General features: G+C 42.0%; 18 protein-coding genes and 1 pseudogene. 7 read left to right on the forward strand and 12 right to left on the reverse strand.

All coding sequences use genetic code 11. From position 1 onward, the window contains the following. Nucleotides 1-16: 16 nt before the first annotated feature. The 6 genes and pseudogenes from D1093_RS00170 to D1093_RS10560 all read left to right on the forward strand — a co-directional run. Nucleotides 17-352, forward strand: coding sequence for an EexN family lipoprotein (locus tag D1093_RS00170; RefSeq protein ID WP_120099860.1), 336 nt, complete (start codon nucleotides 17-19; stop codon nucleotides 350-352). Nucleotides 353-390: 38 nt separating this feature from the next. Then, entirely contained in the window at nucleotides 391-771 is a 381-nt protein-coding gene (locus D1093_RS00175) for an EexN family lipoprotein (RefSeq protein WP_120099861.1), read from the forward strand. A gap of 2 nt (nucleotides 772-773) precedes the next feature. Continuing rightward, nucleotides 774-1,157 carry an EexN family lipoprotein gene (locus tag D1093_RS00180; RefSeq protein WP_120099862.1) on the forward strand — a complete coding sequence of 128 codons (384 nt, stop codon included), beginning with the start codon at nucleotides 774-776 and terminating at the stop codon, nucleotides 1,155-1,157. Between the two features lie 283 nt (nucleotides 1,158-1,440). Continuing rightward, complete coding sequence (locus tag D1093_RS00190; protein ID WP_120099864.1) at nucleotides 1,441-1,731, forward strand: EexN family lipoprotein; 291 nt, start codon at nucleotides 1,441-1,443, stop codon at nucleotides 1,729-1,731. Nucleotides 1,732-2,024: 293 nt separating this feature from the next. Further along, entirely contained in the window at nucleotides 2,025-2,441 is a 417-nt protein-coding gene (locus D1093_RS00200; RefSeq protein WP_120099866.1) for an EexN family lipoprotein, read from the forward strand. 46 nt (nucleotides 2,442-2,487) lie between these two features. Further along, nucleotides 2,488-2,745, forward strand: a pseudogene (locus tag D1093_RS10560) (type IV secretion system protein); the annotation flags it as partial. Here the strand turns inward: D1093_RS10560 and D1093_RS00210 are convergent. The 10 genes from D1093_RS00210 to D1093_RS00260 all read right to left on the reverse strand — a co-directional run bounded on the left by D1093_RS00210 (nucleotide 2,742) and on the right by D1093_RS00260 (nucleotide 13,904). Continuing rightward, nucleotides 2,742-3,335, reverse strand: a complete 594-nt coding sequence (locus tag D1093_RS00210; protein ID WP_120099868.1) for a Fic/DOC family protein — start codon at nucleotides 3,333-3,335, stop codon at nucleotides 2,742-2,744. The pseudogene D1093_RS10560 and the gene D1093_RS00210 sit on opposite strands and share 4 nt — an antisense overlap. Continuing rightward, on the reverse strand, nucleotides 3,322-3,510 hold the full coding sequence (locus D1093_RS00215; RefSeq protein ID WP_120099869.1) for an antitoxin VbhA family protein: 189 nt from the start codon (nucleotides 3,508-3,510) through the stop codon (nucleotides 3,322-3,324). The genes D1093_RS00210 and D1093_RS00215 overlap by 14 nt, the downstream gene beginning before the upstream one ends. Before the next feature lie 200 nt (nucleotides 3,511-3,710). Then, nucleotides 3,711-3,956, reverse strand: a complete 246-nt coding sequence (locus D1093_RS00220; RefSeq protein WP_120099870.1) for a HigA family addiction module antitoxin — start codon at nucleotides 3,954-3,956, stop codon at nucleotides 3,711-3,713. Between the two features lie 400 nt (nucleotides 3,957-4,356). Beyond that, on the reverse strand, nucleotides 4,357-4,551 hold the full coding sequence (locus D1093_RS00230; protein WP_150222231.1) for a hypothetical protein: 195 nt from the start codon (nucleotides 4,549-4,551) through the stop codon (nucleotides 4,357-4,359). A 203-nt stretch (nucleotides 4,552-4,754) separates the two neighbouring features. After that, a complete protein-coding gene (gene glmM, locus D1093_RS00235; protein ID WP_120099872.1) occupies nucleotides 4,755-6,116 on the reverse strand; it encodes a phosphoglucosamine mutase in 1,362 nt (453 codons plus the stop codon). A gap of 745 nt (nucleotides 6,117-6,861) precedes the next feature. Then, nucleotides 6,862-9,030, reverse strand: a complete 2,169-nt coding sequence (ftsH, locus tag D1093_RS00240) for an ATP-dependent zinc metalloprotease FtsH (protein ID WP_120099873.1) — start codon at nucleotides 9,028-9,030, stop codon at nucleotides 6,862-6,864. A 114-nt stretch (nucleotides 9,031-9,144) separates the two neighbouring features. Further along, nucleotides 9,145-10,632, reverse strand: a complete 1,488-nt coding sequence (gene tilS, locus D1093_RS00245) for a tRNA lysidine(34) synthetase TilS (protein ID WP_120099874.1) — start codon at nucleotides 10,630-10,632, stop codon at nucleotides 9,145-9,147. Between the two features lie 18 nt (nucleotides 10,633-10,650). After that, nucleotides 10,651-12,435, reverse strand: coding sequence for a tol-pal system YbgF family protein (locus tag D1093_RS00250; RefSeq protein WP_150222233.1), 1,785 nt, complete (start codon nucleotides 12,433-12,435; stop codon nucleotides 10,651-10,653). Nucleotides 12,436-12,488: 53 nt separating this feature from the next. Then, the gene (gene pal / locus D1093_RS00255) at nucleotides 12,489-13,007 is read right to left on the reverse strand and encodes a peptidoglycan-associated lipoprotein Pal (RefSeq protein ID WP_120099876.1); all 519 of its coding nucleotides are present in this window, start codon (nucleotides 13,005-13,007) and stop codon (nucleotides 12,489-12,491) included. 201 nt (nucleotides 13,008-13,208) lie between these two features. Continuing rightward, nucleotides 13,209-13,904, reverse strand: a complete 696-nt coding sequence (locus D1093_RS00260; RefSeq protein ID WP_120099877.1) for a DUF1013 domain-containing protein — start codon at nucleotides 13,902-13,904, stop codon at nucleotides 13,209-13,211. Between the two features lie 393 nt (nucleotides 13,905-14,297). On the opposite strand from D1093_RS00260, the gene D1093_RS00265 reads away from it, so the two are divergent. Next, nucleotides 14,298-15,044: a YebC/PmpR family DNA-binding transcriptional regulator gene (locus D1093_RS00265; RefSeq protein ID WP_005774608.1), complete on the forward strand. Its 747-nt coding sequence runs from the start codon at nucleotides 14,298-14,300 to the stop codon at nucleotides 15,042-15,044. A 565-nt stretch (nucleotides 15,045-15,609) separates the two neighbouring features. Here D1093_RS00265 and tolB read toward each other — a convergent pair. Then, nucleotides 15,610-16,932 carry a Tol-Pal system beta propeller repeat protein TolB gene (tolB, locus tag D1093_RS00270; RefSeq protein WP_174767410.1) on the reverse strand — a complete coding sequence of 441 codons (1,323 nt, stop codon included), beginning with the start codon at nucleotides 16,930-16,932 and terminating at the stop codon, nucleotides 15,610-15,612. Between the two features lie 42 nt (nucleotides 16,933-16,974). Beyond that, nucleotides 16,975-18,336, reverse strand: a complete 1,362-nt coding sequence (locus tag D1093_RS00275; protein WP_150222235.1) for a cell envelope biogenesis protein TolA — start codon at nucleotides 18,334-18,336, stop codon at nucleotides 16,975-16,977. Nucleotides 18,337-18,405 lie beyond the last annotated feature (69 nt).

Below are 18,405 nucleotides of genomic sequence, written 5' to 3' on the forward strand. Positions count from 1 at the left end.
AAAGAGGGGCTTGAATATGAACAAGATCATCATAACAACATTGCTACTTGGCACAGGACTTATCGCTGCTGGCTGTGAAAAAACCTACAGCGTAGCTGAATTTAAAAAAGATAAAAAATTGATGGAAGAATGGGGAGCAAGATGTGGATTCTCAGGGACGTCAAAAAATTGTGAAAACTTAAGAGTAGCAGCGCTTGAACTCCAGAAAGAACGTCAGGCAAAAATTGACGAAGAAAATCGTAAACGTAGAGAAGAATGGGAGAAAAAACAACAAGAAGAAGAAGCTAAAAGAAACGCTGAGTATGAAAAAAATAGAGCACAACAAAAACGCGATAATAATTTTGATCCATAAAAATTATTATAACATTATTAAAAAAAGGGGAAATATTGATGAATAAAATCATCATACCAGCATTACTACTTTGCACAGGACTTATGGCTGCTGGCTGTGAAAAAACCTACAGCGTCGCTGAATTTAAAAAAGATAAAAAATTGATGGAAGAATGGGGCGCAAGATGTGGATTCTCAGGGACGTCAAAAAATTGTGAAAACTTAAGAGTAGCAGGGCTTGAACTTCAGAAAGAGTATGAAGCAAAAGCTGAAGAAAGAAGTCGTAAAGCGGCAGAGGAGCGGAAAAAAAGTATGGATGAACTTATGGCTAAAGAAAAAGCTAGACATGAAAAAAGTGAAGCTGAATTTAAAGCTAAGCAACGGGCTAAAGCCGAACGAGAAGCAGAAGAGCGCGCTAAAAAACAACAGGATAATCATTAATCATGAATAAAGTTCTCATAACAACATTGCTACTTGGCACTGGAATTATCGCTGCTGGCTGTGAAAAAACCTATAGCGTCGCTGAATTTAAAAAAGATGAGAAATTATTTGAAGAATGGGCCACGAGATGTGGAGGAGTAGGAACTTCAAAAAATTGTGAAAACCTAAGAGTAGCAGGCGCTGAACTTGAGAAAGAACGTCGGGCAAAAATTGAAGAAGAAAATCGCAAAATAGATGAAAAATTTAAAGCTGAACAAAAAGCTTGGATTGAAAAAATTGAAGCTGATACTAATAGATTACGAGCAGAACGAGAAGCAAAAGAGCGTGCTGAGGAAGAACGAAGAGCAAAAGAGCGCGCAGCAGAAGAACAACAAAATAACCATTAAGACACAATGAAGAGCGGAGCATCTCAATGGCAGTAGACAGCAAAGGCATATTTTCTTATATCGACAATATGTTGACGGAGCCCCTTACAAAAACAATGGATAGCATCTATTGCGCTTTAGCTGCTCAACTTAAAGAGATTTATGCATCTTATACTACATTTATGGCAAGACTATGTCGATGCCCTAGATTTATCATCACTGGTTATAAAAAACCGATAACCTAGCATAATTTAAAAATTGTGCTCAAACCTTGTAAAACTGAAAGGAAAAAGGGGAAATATCGATGAATAAAGTTCTCATAACAACATTGCTACTTTGCACTGGACTTATCGCTGCTGGCTGTGAAAAAACCTACAGCGTTGCAGAATTTAAAAAAGATGAAAAATTACGCCTAGAGTGGGATGCGAAATGTGGATTTGCAGGAACTTCAAAAAATTGTGAAAACATGCGGTTAGCATTTTTAGAACTTGAGAAAGAACGTCAGGCAAAAGCTAAAGAAATATGGAATGCTACATTTGGGATAAAAGAGCGTTCTGAGAAAGAACAAAAAGCGAAAGAACAAAATAATAATTAAATTATAAAAATACACAACGAATAGCGAAGTATCTAAATGGCAATAGTAACCAAAGGCATATTTTCTTATATCGACAATATGTTGATGGAACCCCTTACAGAAACAATGGATAGCATCTATTGCGCTTTAGCCGCTCAAGCTAAACACTTACACGCATCTTATATTACATTTATGGCAAGATTATGTCTGTGCCCTAGATTTATCATCACTGGTTATAAAAAACCGATAACCTAGCATAATTTAAAAATTGTGCTCAAACCTTGTAAAACTGAAAGGAAAAAGGGGAAATATTGATGAATAAAGTTCTCATAACAACATTGCTACTTGGCACTGGAATTATCGCTGCTGGCTGTGAAAAAACCTACAGCGTTGCAGAATTTAAAAAAGATAAAAAATTGATGGAAGAGTGGAATGCTAAATGTGGATTCGCAGGAACTGCCAAAAATTGTGAAAACCTAAGATTAGCACAACTTGAACTTGAAAAGGAATATGAAGCCAAAGCTGAAGAAAGAGCGCGTGAACGCGAAGAAGAAGATCGTAAAGCGATGGAAGAATATCGAGCCGAACTACGAGCTAGACATGAAAAATGGAAAATTGATTTTGAAAAAAGGAAAGCTGAAATAGAAAAAAAAGAAGCCGAAGAAAAAGCAAAAGAACAAGCCGAACGAGAAGCAGAAGAGCGTGCTAAACAGAACCAAGATAATAATTGAATCAGAAATAATCATATTTGCAAAAATTAGATAGAGTGGATGTGCAATGACATTCGAAAAAGTAGCTTACTTTACCACGGTAGAGAATATGTTAATGGAACCCATCATGCAAATAATGAACGAAACGATCAAAAATCTTTCAGTGGGTTTAAGAGCTCCGCTTAAAGCATCTTGTACCATTTACATTATATTTATCGGGTACAATATCATCTCTGGGCGTTCTTCCATGCCACTGTGGGAATTTATAGTAACAGCTTTCAAACTTGGCATCATTGTTGTACGCACCACAAACGCCGCTGCTTATAAGAGATTGAGGTTTTGACGAATAAGTACAGACATATGGTCAGAATGACCAAAATGGGCTGCAATTGATGCCTTTGTCATTTCCTCTCGCGTGATACCGTCCCAGTTGATATTATAACCAGCTTCACGAGCAAGTTGCCCCATAAATTCACGCAACGTGCGCCCATTTCCCTCTCGAAATGGATGCAAGGCATTCAACTCTCCCATGTAATATCCAGCTCTTTGGCTAAATTCATCTGCATCAAGACCACGCAGATATTGTTCTTTTGCAAGCTGTTGCGTAATCTTCGGTGTATAACTTTCAATCTGATGATGATAAGCAAACATACTATTGCCTTTGGCAATATCCACTGAACGGATCTCTCCCGCCCATTCATAGACGTCACCAAACAGTTTTCTATGGATCTCTTTCATGTGGCTGAGATCAAACTTACCACCCGTAGCAGCACGCATAAGTTCAAAAGACCTTACATAAGAGAAAGTAGATTCTACACGCTCCAGTGCGGTTTTATCCTGAATTTCAAACCGATTATACATCACACCAGTTTTAGGATCAGTATAAGGATCACCGCCCCCTTTATATTTCTCCACGTTTTATCCGTTCCATAAGATCCTTGATTACATCACTTATTTCAAGTTCACCTATAATAACCCGCTCCATTTGCTCCACGACTTTTGGATCTGGCTCCAACCCCTCTAAACGTTGACTTGCTAATGCATTTTTAGCAGCAAAGCGACGTCGCTTAATTTCGTCTTCACTCAACATATAAAATCCTCCTTTAGCTTATCTTCATTATGGCTCGAATAGACCGCAGACACAAGATTTTATTCCTTGCTTTACCGTGTCACATCTTTTGATTTTATACGCTCTATCTCGCGTTATTTTGCTCTCCCCAATATCTCTGTTGCAAAAATTTAACAGCCGTTTGAAACTCTTTTATGCAATCTTTATCATGAGACTGTTATTTAAAGAATTTCTTTTAATAAATCATAATTTGTTTGCAGTGCAAGCCAAGCACGTGCTGTGCTTACACCAGACATTTCAAGCCTAATAGCAAGATGAGCACTCATAGCGGCTTTTCCATTTAAAACTCTAGAAAGTGTTCCACAAGATACACCAAGCCACTCTGCTGCTTCATTAATTGATAAACCAAGCTCTTTGATCACATCTTCACGCAATAACTCACCGGGATGTGAAGGATTCTTCATCATTGTTTCAATCTCCTTTTTGATGATAATCTAGATAATCAACTATTTAGACATCTACGCCATCAAAACGAAATATTACACGACACTTTCCATTGACAATAACTGACCAATAATTCTTGAGATCACTTTTTAGCAGATACAATCAAAAGGACGCATAACTTTAAATCTTTTGGTGCTACATCTCCTTCAAGAGCCCCTAAAATCGGCATGGGCGGCTCTAATCCCTTTAGTCGTACCAGTAATATTATAGAAAGCTTCAATCCTTTTATGTTTAAATCCTAAAATCCTATAGCGTGTAACACGACAAGAAGATAAAAAATATTTATTATTTTTATATCACATGGCTTTTTTTACTTTATAAATATTAGAATTATCATGAAAAAAATTGATCCTTCTCATCTTTTTATTTTTCAAGGGCAGCACCCACGCGTGTATCATGATGAGTAATCACATCCATCAACTCTGTCACAACCGTATCCAACACCTCTCGTGCATCCCCTTCCGCCATAAGGCGAACCAACACACTTGCAAAACAGATCACATCCTCTGTTAAAAATCTCGAGTCAGTGATACCATAAATTGCCGCAAAAAAACTCAAGAACTCTTCTCCCCCACTTAAAAGACCCCTTCTAGAACATATCTGCCAAGATCTTCTCCTACCCCCCTCAACCATCATAGAAAACATCGCCAAAGGCTACCCGCTTCCCCCAACGAATATTCCTTCAATAAATCATCTTAGCAGCTTCCTTTTATTTTTCAAAAGATGACCTGATCGCTTACCCTCAAACAATTCAAGATTCCTCAAATACAGTCCACGCGTGTATCATGATGAGTAATCACATCCATCAACTCTGTGACGACCGTATCCAACACTTCTCGTGCATCCCCTTCCGCCATAAGGCGGATAACGGGTTCAGTTCCAGAAGCACGAATAACCAACCGTGCCTCTTTTCCCAACCGCTTCTCTGCTTGATCAATGGCCGTTTTGACGGGATTTTTTTTCAAGACATTTTTATTTTTAATCGTTACGTTTTTTAAAATTTGCGGAACAGGTTCAAAGCGTTGACACAATTGGCTCATAGGACTTTGACTTTCCTTCATACAAGCTAAAATCTGCAGAGCTGCCACCAACCCATCACCCGTTGTTCCAAAATCACTAAGCACAATATGCCCCGAAGCCTCACCTCCAACATTATATCCCTTTTGGCGCATGGCATCGACAACATAACGATCTCCAACTTTTGTCCTGATAAGGTCTAACCCTTTGCCGTTCAAAAACCGCTCCAGTCCCAGATTGGACATAATCGTTGTAACAACCCCATTGCACCGCAACCGTCCCATTTTATGCCAATTTTCAGCAATCACGGCAATCAACTGATCCCCATCAACTGTTTGTGCTTTTTCATCAACAATGAGAACACGATCGCCATCTCCATCAAGAGCAATGCCTACATCAGCACGCACTTCATGCACTTTGCGTTTTAAAGAGCTTAAATCGGTTGAGCCACATTTTTGATTAATATTGGTGCCATTGGGTTCATCATGAATAGCAAAAACCTCAGCTCCTAATTCCCATAAAGCCCGGGGGGCGGCTTTATAAGCAGCGCCATTGGCACAATCCACAACAATACGCACAGCATCTAAGCGAACATCGCGGGGCAATGTTCGTTTGGCATATTCAATATAACGATAAATATCCCCCTCGACCCGTTTTGCGGAACCAATTTCGGCAGAACTTGCTAAAGATTTTGAAAGATCTGTATCGATCAATTGTTCAATTTTTGCTTCCATATCATCTGAAAGTTTAAAACCATCAGGACCAAAAAGTTTAATTCCATTATCATAGAAAGGATTATGAGAAGCAGAAATCATCACCCCAAGATCCGCGCGCAAAGAGCGGCAAAGCATTGCAACAGCAGGTGTTGGGACTGGTCCTAATAAAAAAACGTCCATCCCCGCAGCAGTCAATCCTGAAACCAAAGCATTTTCCAACATATAGCCAGATAACCGCGTATCCTTGCCAATCACCACACGACGCGATTGATGTTGTGAACGGAACAAAACCCCTACAGCCATCCCCACCTTCATGGCAAAATCCGGTGTCATGGGAAATGAATTGGCTTTCCCCCGAATTCCATCTGTACCAAAATATTTTTGCATCATGCCTCTTTCCTTTATACTTCTTCCCTTGATTTTTCTTTAAAATTCTAACAGCCCCATTGGTACAATAGCCCCCCTTACCCTATACCCCTCACCATATAAATGAGACCATTGGACTCACCCCTCATCTTTTTAGATGATAAAAAAATCTTCTTCACCATCTACACACCAAATCACTCTCAACCAAAGGATAATTTCACGCCCTCAGTCCAAACCCGCAAGGCAACCCATCACCTAACCTCACGCCCTTAGCCCAAATTCGCAAGGCAACCCTGCACCTAACCTCACGCCCTTGCCCCAAATCCGCAAGGCAACCCTGCACCTAACCTCACGCCCTTGCCCCAAATCCGCAAGGCAACCCTGCACCTAACCTCACGCCCTTGCCCCAAATTCGCAAGGCAACCCATCACCTAACCTCACGCCCTCAGTCCAACCCCGCAAGGCAACCCTGCACCTAACCTCACGCTCCCAGCCCAAATTCGCAAGGCAACCCTGCACCTAACCTCACGCCCTTAGCCCAAATTCGCAAGGCAACCCTGCACCTAACCTCACGCCCTTAGCCTAAACCCGCAAGGCAACAAACCACCTTATCCCTTGCTAAACCATCATAATAAACGGCTTTACTTAATTTTTTCCTTCCATATTTTGGCAAAGATTACATCAAAGGCGCAAGCAACGCTCGCGCCCTTCTCAAAGAATTCAAAATTTTCCCCAAAACATAGTCCCTCAAGCAATCTTAAAAAGGATTTTATTTTCCTTTATCAGATCCCGCAGGTTTTGACTTTTTTTCAGCACTGCTTTTACTTTGAGAGTGATTGACTGATTTTGTAGTATCTTTTGCACCTTGTGCCTTTTTCTCCGCTTCATCCGATTGCGCTCTTTTAGACTCAGTATTCTTGGATTGAGTACCACTGGATTTTACTGTTTTCTTCCCAACAACGCCCTCTGCCTTGCCTGCCTCACCTTTAACGGCCTCTTCTTTATGGGACACTGTTTTAGGTGTTATTTTAACATCTTTTTCATCGACCACAGAGTCCCCTACCTTCACTGTTCCAGTTTTTGGAACAGAAGAAGTCCGCGGAGCAGCACCCTCATCTTTCTGTGTGCGTGAAGGAGGCTTTCCTGCAATGACCTCGTTAATTTCAGCACCCGTTAAAGTTTCATATTCCAACAAGCCTTGTGCTAAAGCAAACCATTCTTTTCTTTTTGTTTTCAAAATATTGGTCGCACTTTTATAAGCATCATCAATAAGCTTACGCACTTCCATATCAATCATGCGCGCTGTTTCTTCAGAGACATTTTGTGTCCGCGCAACAGAATGACCTAAAAAGACTTCATCTTGGTTATCGCCATAAGCGACATTTCCAAGCAGATCAGAAAATCCCCACCGTGTGATCATGGCACGTGCTAATTTCGTTGCTTGCTCAATATCAGAAGAAGCCCCTGATGTGATATTTTCCTTTCCAAACTTCAACTCTTCAGCCACACGCCCGCCCATCATGATAGCCAAACGCGAAATCATCCACCGATAACTCATGGAATAGCGATCACCTTCAGGCAATTGCATCACCATTCCCAATGCCCTTCCCCTTGGAACAATGGTTGCTTTGTGGACAGGATCAGCAACCGGCACATTGAGCGCTACGATAGCGTGTCCTGCTTCGTGATAAGCAGTAAGTTCTTTTTCCTCTTGTGTCATAGCGGTTGAACGGCGTTCCGCCCCCATCATCACCTTATCTTTTGCATCTTCGAATTCTTGCATTGTCACGACTCTTTTATTACGGCTTGCAGCCATAAGAGCAGCTTCATTGACAAGATTCATCAAGTCCGCACCGGAAAATCCTGGTGTTCCCCTTGCCAAAACTTTCAAATCAACATTCGGCGCTAAAGGCACATTGCGCACATGCACTTTCAAGATTTGTTCACGCCCAGAAACATCAGGGTTTGGCACAACAACTTGTCGGTCAAAACGCCCTGGTCTCAATAAAGCAGGATCAAGCACATCAGGGCGGTTTGTTGCAGCAATAAGAATAATACTTTCATTGGGCTCAAACCCATCCATTTCGACAAGCAACTGATTCAAGGTTTGCTCGCGTTCATCATTTCCACCACCCAGTCCAGCTCCCCGATGGCGTCCAACCGCATCGATTTCATCGATAAAGATAATACAAGGTGCATTTTTTTTAGCCTGTTCGAACATATCACGCACACGGCTTGCCCCAACACCGACGAACATTTCAACAAAATCAGACCCTGAAATGGTGAAGAATGGCACATTGGCTTCACCCGCGACTGAGCGCGCTAACAGCGTTTTACCGGTTCCTGGAGGACCAACAAGCAAAACACCGCGAGGAATACGCCCTCCTAAGCGTTGAAACTTTTGTGGTTCGCGTAAAAATTCAACAATTTCTTGGAGATCTTGTTTTGCTTCTTCAACGCCAGCAACATCCTTAAAGGTAACACGTCCTTGCGCTTCATTAAGCAATCTCGCTTTTGATTTCCCAAATCCCATTGCCCCGCGTGATCCATTTTGCATTTGTCGCATAAAAAAGACCCATGCCCCAACGATAATAATAACAGGCAACAAAGAAAACAGGAGATTAAGGAAGATACTATTTCCAGAACTTTCAGGAATAGCTTTAACATTAACGTTTTTGCTTTCCAATTTTTGTATCAAACCAGGATCGCGTGGTGCAAAAGTTGAAACAGTTCTCTGTTCGATGGTTTGTCCTGTTAATTTTTGACCTTGAATGGTCACCGATTTTAGCTCATTATTCTCAACCTTTTGCAAAAATTCAGAATAGGAGACTTCTCCACCACCAGAACGTTGACTATCTCCATTAAAAATAGAAAACGATATAATCAAAATCAAGGCAATAACTCCCCAAATGAGGAGAGAGCGGTAATTGGAATTCATATTCAGCCCACTTAATCAAATATAGATTTCAAACAGTTCCCCTTAACATATAACCTTGTCAGCCCCTTGCCAAGGGATGAGAGACGGTTTATTCTCTTTTAGCGTTATTTTTCTTTATCTTTTCACCTCAAGATTAAAAAAAGGTTCCAAAACATTCACCAGCGCAGCATCTTCACGTGAGGAAAGCCAATCGAAAGGCGCCATAATTCGCTTGATAATAACATTTTTATGAATAATCGCTTGAGAAATCAACTCAGGAATATCACACCCTTTATCATTTGAAATCATCAGCAGTGATTGTAAAGAAGGAAAATGAGGCTTTTCAAGATTAAAATTGCTGTTTTGCAATAAAGATTTCAGCTGTTCTAAATTTGCTGCTCCAACCTTTATAGCCTCAGATCCATGATTGGTAATCTGATAGCGCCCATCCCATATGAGCGTTTCCTCTGTCCCTACCAGAGTCTCCTTCATATTGCGCCCTTCACGCCATAAAGCAATGCCATCTCTGTTATATTCAATAACACAGCCCGCATATGTAAAACGCTTCTTTTCGGGAGAATGGAGACAGAGTTTTTGAACAAGCGTGCTTAATTTTTTTTGGGGGAGCAAATAAAATCCACCACCCATCAACACGGCAAAAAGCCCAACAACAAAAGGGAAACAAGCATGTTTTTGTAAAAGTGGCGCAGGTTTTTTGATGAAACAACGCCCATGTTGAACCGTAATATCCAGCGCTACAATTAAATCGGCAATATTTTGTGCTTGTTGACGACGCTGCAAGGCGGCTTGATTTATTTTTTGAGCAATATCAGTAAGCTTTTTCGAAGAAAGAGATTGGCGCACCCGCACACGTTCAAAATTACGATCTTCGTTTGTGGGATCATCAATCCACATTTTTCCTTGTGAACATAAATAATTGCGCAATGTTTGGCGCCTTATGCCAAGAAGCGGCCGAATCAAACGCACTTTTCTCTGCAACAATGCTTCACGTGGAATACAAGATAAACCACGCTCATAGAGGACTCCATCGTTTTTTTCGGTAATATTTTTTCTCGTTTCTCTAGCATGATATCCATCACCCATAACCCTAGTTTCACTGCACAACGCACCAGCAAAATCACCCGCAGAAAAATCATCACGCATAGCACTAGCATCATCACCCAAAAGCCCCCTACTCTTTTGAAGACGTTGAGACCGCATTTGGTAAGTTTCAACCTGATCATTGAGTGTATGGCCCGTCATAATAAGGGAAGCGCCTTGTCTTTGCGCTTCCAAAACCAAGAGATCATAGCGTGCAACACGAGCACTAGAAGCAATATGTGTCTTTGGTTTTGTGCCTTCCCACCGCACAGTGATATGTTTAATGTGATGATCACGACAAATTTCCGCAACAGTTTCTGCTTCACGCGCGGATTCTTTACGCAGTTGATGATCAACAGTGACAGCAATTATTTCTGGGGGCACTGAGAGCGTTTCCAAATATTCTTTGACCAAAAACATTAAAGCTAAAGAATCACTTCCCCCTGAGACGGCAAGAATCACTCGTCGACACTGAATAAAATCCGATGTTTTAAAGAGATTTCTTGCCAGTCTAACGCACACCCAAAACAACCTCGCTGCTTATTTTAGAGCCTTACAAAACACAGACTCTAACATTTGATGATGTTTTGATTTCTTTGCGAAAAAAGCACAATCCTTTTCATTTTTCTCAAGAGCAACCATACTTCTTGCTAATTTCAGCAAAATCTCAGAGGTATAGAGCTTCTTTTTATCGGCATACCATGCGGACAGATAAACTTGTGCTGCTTCATGATAGCGTTTTTGTCCCAACAAAGATTCAGCTAACCAAAATAAAGCATCATCACTCAAAGGATCTTTTTTATAACGATTTTGAAAAGCACAAAAGCTCCTTTCAGCCTCAACATAGTTGGCAGAACGGATAAAGTCATACCCTTCCTTATACAAAGCTTTGGAAGAAGAAAGCGTGTCACTCTGATCTGCTTTAATATGAGCCGTTACATCATGCGCTTTTTGTAAATGATCACCTGTTTCCTTCGATGTATGGTCTTTCACATCTGCAACCTTTGTCTGATCACTCGTGCTATGGTCCTGCACCGTCTCTTTTTTTACAGTCTGAGATTTTGCATCCAAAGCGGCACTTTCAATGGAACAAGAATAAACAGAAGAGTCTTTTTTATCAAAAAGCCGGTGGAACTGATTGTTAACAGTCTTCAAATTGTTATGCTCAAGCACCATCCGTATCTTATGTAAAAGCTTATCTAAATCATAATCTTTAAATAAAGCCTGCTGATTCTCTAAAATAATCCCTTGGTGCACCGAAACACCAGCAGCTTTATCAACAACGTCAGGGGCTTTCTTCACAGCATCAGATGCCTTATCGGCAGCCTCAGTGGCTTTTTCCGCCGCACCAGAAGCAGCTTTACCGGCAGCATCACGCACTTTCTTCACCACATCGGAAGCCTTATCGGCAGCCTCAGAAGCTTTTTCCACCGTATCAGTAGCAGCTTTACCGGCAGCATCACGCACTTTCTTCACCGCATCGGAAGCCTTATCGGCAACCTCAGTGGCTTTTTCCACCGTATCAGTAGCAGCTTTACCGGCAGCATCACGCACTTTCTTCACCGCATCGGAAGCCTTATCGGCAGCCTCAGTGGCTTTTTCCACCGCACCAGAAGCAGCTTTACCGGCAGCATTAGAAGCTTTCTTCACCACATCGGAAGCCTTATCGGCAGCCTCAGAAGCTTTTTCCACCGCACCAGAAGCAGCTTTACCGGCAGCATCACGCACTTTCTTCACCGCATCGGAAGCCTTATCGGCAGCCTCAGTGGCTTTTTCCACCGTATCAGAAGCAGCTTTATCAACAACGTCAGGGGCTTTCTTCACCACATCGGAAGCCTTATCGGCAGTCTCAGAAGCTTTTTCCGCCGCACCAGAAGCAGCTTTACCGGCAGCATTAGAAGCTTTCTTCACCACATCGGAAGCCTTATCGGCAGCCTCAGTGGCTTTTTCCACCGCACCAGAAGCAGCTTTACCGGCAGCATTAGAAGCTTTCTTCACCGCATCGGAAGCCTTATCGGCAGCCTCAGTAGCTTTTTCCACCGTATCAGTAGCAGCTTTATCAACAACGTCAGGGGCTTTCTTCACAGCATCAGATGCCTTATCGGCAGTCTCAGAAGCTTTTTCCGCCGTATCAGTAGCAGCTTTATCAACAACGTCAGGGGCTTTCTTCACCACATCGGAATCTTTATCGGCAGCATCAACTTTATCCGTATCATGTGCTGGATATTCAGAAGCCTTTCGTGCTGCACTTTCAGCAAATGAAGCAGAGCAAGCTACGAAAACCGCCATATAAAAGAGTGTTTTCCAATTAATTTTACGATACATTCTTTTCTCCCCTTAAGAGCTCATTGAATGGTTGAAACAAACCATTCGCTTTTTTAACGACTGTTCATGTCACTCAACGTTGTCACGGCACGTCGATTTTGATTCCAACAGGAAATATCATCACATACTGCGACAGGTCTTTCTTTTCCGTAAGAAATTGTTTGAATCCGTTGTGCAGACACACCAAGAGACACCAAATAATTTCGCACAGCAACAGCACGACGCTGTCCAAGTGCCAAGTTATATTCACGTGTTCCCCGTTCATCAGCGTGACCTTCGATCATAATAGAATAATAAGGATAATGAAGCAACCATTCTGCTTGGCGCGTTAAAATACGTTCAGCATCGGCATCCAATGAAGAAGAATCGAGACTAAAAAACACGCGATCCCCCACGTTAACCGTAAACTCCTGCCCTGAACCTGGTCCCTGATTCAAAGCAGCATCATTCATATAAGCACCATGCATACCATCAAGTGCACCGATCTTTTTTTTGCCACACCCACCCAAGCACAATGAGAAAAACAAGAGAATAGCTAAAGAATGAGAGAAGGTATTTTTGGTAGAGCGCATAGTTTGTTCTCCTCGAATTTCGTAAAGAAGGGCAAATTCTTAAAAATATTTTTAAGAATAACCATTAATTCCTAATGAAGACGAAATTTTTCTTCTTTTTTATCATCATTTTTCAATCTCTGCCAATTTTTCTTCCCTCCAGCTCTTCCTCGAACATCTCCACGAGAAATTGAGCAATATTGTCCTTATACGTCATGCTTTTTACGCATCCTCTTGCTCTTGACGATTTTTTTGCAGCGCGTTCAATTTTGCAAAAACTTTATCAGCATCAAAAGTCTTGTGTGGGTTGTCTTCACGCTCATTTTCCTCGAGAGCAGCATTTTCAGTCACAGAGGCAGGAAGCAATGACCTATCCTCCTCTGCAGCAACAGGGCGGTTTTTTGCCGCACGTTGGAGTTCAAAATCTAAATCGATTTGCGAACACAAGCCAAGCCCTACAGGATCAAGAGGAGATAAATTCGCACTATTCCAATGGGTTCGAAGGCGGATTTGTTCGATGGTCGCTTTTGTTGTGCCAATCAACCGTGCAATTTGTGCATCTTTCAACTCGGGATGGTTGGTCACCAACCATAAGATACCATTGGGACGATCTTGACGTCGAGAAAGAGGGATATAGCGTGCTCCTTTACGTTTTTTTTCAGGAATGTGCACCCTCGATTGAGAAAGTTTCAAGCGTGCGTTTTGATCCGCCTCCACCCGTGCAATTTCACTGCGCGTCAACTGCCCAGAACTAATTGGATCGAGACCTTTAATACCATAAGCGGCCTCTCCATCGGCAATAGCTTTGACTTCCAAGACATGCAATTTACAAAATTCTGCAATCTGCTCAAAAGAAAGAGCTGTATTATCAACCAACCAAACAGCTGTTGCTTTGGGCATCAAAAGTTGCGTTGCCATTTTTATAAATCCTCTTCTGCGCCTCTTTTATGAGGCAGGTTACCGCCCATTCAAGAGCACTGGAACTTCTTTATTATATGTTTTTATATGTTGTTTTTTTCCACCCACTATTTAAAATAAAGCGAGACTGGAATAAACCGTTTTACCATGAGATTACATTCTGTTATAGCGTGATTTTTGCTCAACGACAAGAGATCTCTCTTGGAATGATCCTCAACAAAGGTGTCTTTACCTTTAAGATGAATTTTCTTATAAGGAATTTATTTGATTATTTCACCTCATGCTGTGGCACATTTATTCTGGTGGGTATTCTGGTGAGCTGCGTGTTTTATCGCCTTACATTCTAAAAAACACCCACCCCAGAAAGAAAGCCCTCAAACAGGAAGGAAAACTATGGCAGGCCATTCACAATTTAAAAATATTATGCACCGTAAAGGGCGTCAAGATGCGATGCGCTCGAAAATATTTTCTAAGCTTGCACGCGAAATTACCGTCGCAGCGAAACAAGGTGCTCCTGATCCAGCCATGAATCCACGTTTAAGGCTGGCGGTCCAAAATGCCAAAGCACAGTCAATGCCGAAAGATAATATTGAACGCGCGATTAAAAAAGCTTCAGGAACCGATGTCGAAAATTATGATGAAGTCCGCTATGAAGGCTATGGACCAGGCGGTGTTGCTGTCATTGTTGAAGCTTTAACAGACAACCGCAATCGCACCGCTTCAAATGTGCGCGCCGCCTTCACCAAATCAGGAGGAGCCTTAGGCGAAACAGGATCAGTCAGTTTCATGTTTAATCGGATTGGGGAAATAATCTATAAACCAGAAGCAGGAACAGCAGACAACATCATGGATGCAGCCATTGAAGCTGGTGCTGAAGATGTACAATCCGAAGAAACCGGACATCATATTACCTGCGCATTTGAAGATATTGGTGAAGTTTCAAAAACACTTGAAGCAAAACTTGGTGAAGCAGAATCGATTAAAACAATTTGGAAAGCTACCACCCTTGCTCCCATAGATGAAGAAAAAGCTTTATCCGTTTTACGACTAATTTCAACCTTAGAAGAAGATGATGATGTGCAAAATGTTTATGCTAATTTTGATGTCAGCGATGAGATTTTGGCAAAACTGTCCGTATAATGCCCATTATTGCCCCCTCTCTTCACCAATGAGGGACTAAAAAACATCTTTCACCTCGTTAGCCATAAATATAAAAGCCCCGCGTAAAAAGCGGGGCCAATCATTGGTAGCGGCCAAAAAAACCACAATCAATCAATCGCAAAAATAGAACCGATGGCCCCAAAAAGCGAATTGAAGAAAAAAGATAGCATAAAGCAAGCCTCCTTAAACGCTCAACAGTTTTTATGATAAAGGCTAAGACTCTGTAGTCTCACGCTTTCCTTACATACCCCAAAGATTATCCCTATAGCCCTCTCTCTTTATTTTTAAAGAGTCCCCTTTCCTCCCTCCTCTCAAGGGATGAAAATTTCACCCCCATCTGATCTGTAAACCATAAGAAATTGTTTTTTTTAAATGTTTTTGTCTCAGGAAAATTCGACTATCGATAAACGACAGCCAATGCTGGATGAAATTGATAGCCCCCATGCCTCCTCTCACAAGTGCGTTCTTTTAACTGATTAAAGACCATTCAGATTGTGTAGACTGATATTTCTTTTCTGTTTTTATCTTTTGATCAAGCATTTTTTTATTGTATATTGAGCAATGGCGACCATGCTGGATCAGAAGCATCATTGGGTGTAGGGAGTTGACGTTCATTGCGTCCCGTAATGTCAATGGTATAAATTTTTGGTCCCATACCGGGGTTTTTACGAAAGAACATCAACACACGACCATTGGGGGCCCAAGTCGGTCCTTCATTATGAAACCCTGTGGTTAAAATTCGTTCTCCTTGTCCATCAGGGCGCATAACACCGATAGAAAATTGTCCGCTTAATTGTTTTGTAAAGGCGATATAGTCACCCCTTGGCGACCAAATGGGTGTCGAATAACTGCCCTCGTTTAAAGAAATACGCTGAATATCACTGCCATCGGCATTCATTTTATAGATTTGCGGCTTTCCGCTACGATCTGAGGAAAAGACGATTTGTGTTCCATCTGGTGAATAAGAAGCAGAGGTATCAATGGCAGCCGTTGTTGTCAGCCGCGTCATTGTACGGGTCCGCAAATCCATGGTGTAAAGATTTGCACTTCCATCATTTTGCAATAAACTCATGATGACTTTTTGTCCATCAGAAGAAAAACGCGGCGCAATTGTCATATTATGAAACGTTCCAATCAACTCTCTTTGCCCCATTTCAATTTGTTGGAGATAAACATGAGGGATTTGATTATCCTCATAAGCCATATAGGTGATTTCTTGCCTTTTTGGTGAAAACCGCGGTGTAAGCACCAATTCACTTCCATCAGACATATAAATCAAATTTGCGCCATCTTGATCCATCATGGCTAGACGTTTAATGCGTGCATTTTGGGGACCTGTTTCATCGATAAAAACAATTCTTGTATCAAAATAGCCACTTTCTCCTGTCATTTCACTGTAGATTTCATCAGCAATCATATGGGCCACACGCCGCCAACGTTCTGTGGCAGTATAAAAACGCCGTCCTTTCAATTGTCGCTGTCCAAAAACATCCCATAGACGAAAATCGACCCTCAAGCGTCCGTCGATTTCTCTCATGACTTGTCCCGTCACCAAACCTTGCGCTTTTATTTTCTGCCACGAAGCAAAATGCGGTTGTTTATTCGGATTAGAAATTTTTTCAAAAAAATGTTCCTTATCAAGTGGTAAAAAAAGCCCCGACCGTTCAAGATCGTCTGTCACCACAGCAGATATTTTCAACCCGATCGAATCATTGGAGATAAAATCCGTAACTGCAATGGGAATGGGATTAAAATCAGCGCTGGAAATTGTTCCTTTCAATTGCGCATAAGCCGATGAGAAACTTGAAAGCCACACACCACAAGTGACTATAAACCACCTAAAAAATTTATGTCTTGTTATAGTCATCATGGAATGTGTCCTTTCGTTAAGCGATTTTTTCTTTATTTATCATCTTATTTCTTGGAGGGGGTCAACATTAAAGTCAAAACCTTGCCCCCACAGATCATATTGATCACGTGGGAGATCTGCATAAGGTTGGCATGAAAAGACAGCCGCATAGACCTGCCTTATCATAATCGCCTGTTGGCTCTCAAGACCGCTTACAGGATCAATGATAGGATCCCCCATAACCATCCCTTCACGGTCTAAGTAAAAACGCAACCGCACGACGGGACGGTTTTTTAAATCGCCACCAAGCGCCACCAGTTTAAGCTTCTGTTGAATACATCCCCCCGCAATATTGACCAATGTTTGTGCCATTTTTGTGGTATCATGAATATTTTTTCTTGCCCCCATTGCCTCTGGTGTATGAGAGCGTTTTGCTCCCCCTCCTTGTGAGCGCGCACGATTGAGCAAATTATTTTCTTCCATGGCTAAAATATCTTCAATCGTCTGTTTCTCTTGATTTTTCTTGTTAAGCTTTGACGTCTTTTGCTTCAATGCAGCCTCATTCTTCCTTGGAAATTCTTCATTAAATTTTGGTTTAAACTGGGGAAGAAGAGGTTTTTCTGGAAGTGCAATTTTAGGCACTTGAGACACAATCTGCTCTACTGGGACCTTTTGTACCGTTGGAGCCAATTCTTTCGGCGATATCATCTCTTCACTTTTGTGCGCAGGCTTAAGAGAAAGCTTGGGCGGCGCATCCTCTAGCGCTTGCAAAGGCATCTCAGGTGCAACCTTCGGGGCGTCCTCTAGCGCTTGCAAAGGCATCTCAGGCGCAACCTTCGGGGCGTCCTCTAGCGCTTGCAAAGGCATCTCAGGTGCAACCTTCGGGGCGTCCTCTAGCGCTTGCAAAGGCATCTCAGGTGCAACCTTCGGCACATCCTCTAGCGCTTGCAAAGGCATCTCAGGTGCAACCTTCGGGGCGTCCTCTAGCGCTTGCAAAGGCATCTCAGGTGCAACCTTCGGTACACCCTCTGTTTTTGCTTCTACTGATTCTGTAAGCTTGGATGTTTCTGACGGATCGCTTGGAAGCGGCGGTATTGTCTCAACGGGACGCGGTTTTTCCTTTGGCTGAAAAGGCGCAAGACTATCTCGTTGTCCTTCTCCAATATGGCGAGCATCTTCTATCTCTTGGGGGGCAGTGGTTGGTTTAACAGCAGGAATTGCATGGAGTGGCGCTTCCACGGCGCCTTGTTGAGAGGAAAACTCTTCGCTCACAGGCGCAAGAGTGATGGGAATTGCTTCCAAGGGTTGTGGCAAAGAAACAGAGTTTGTAAACTGAACGGCGCCCCAACTGATCAAAATAACATGGACCACAAGGGATAAAACCAAGCCTCGTTTCATACTATGATAGGAGTCTTTGTTCATTCTTTATGCCTTAATTGAACCCTTGTATTTTTTCACTTTTAATCACGCTGCACTCTTTTAAAAACATTT

Source organism: Bartonella kosoyi, from assembly GCF_003606325.2.
Classification (GTDB): Bacteria; Pseudomonadota; Alphaproteobacteria; order Rhizobiales; family Rhizobiaceae; genus Bartonella; species Bartonella kosoyi.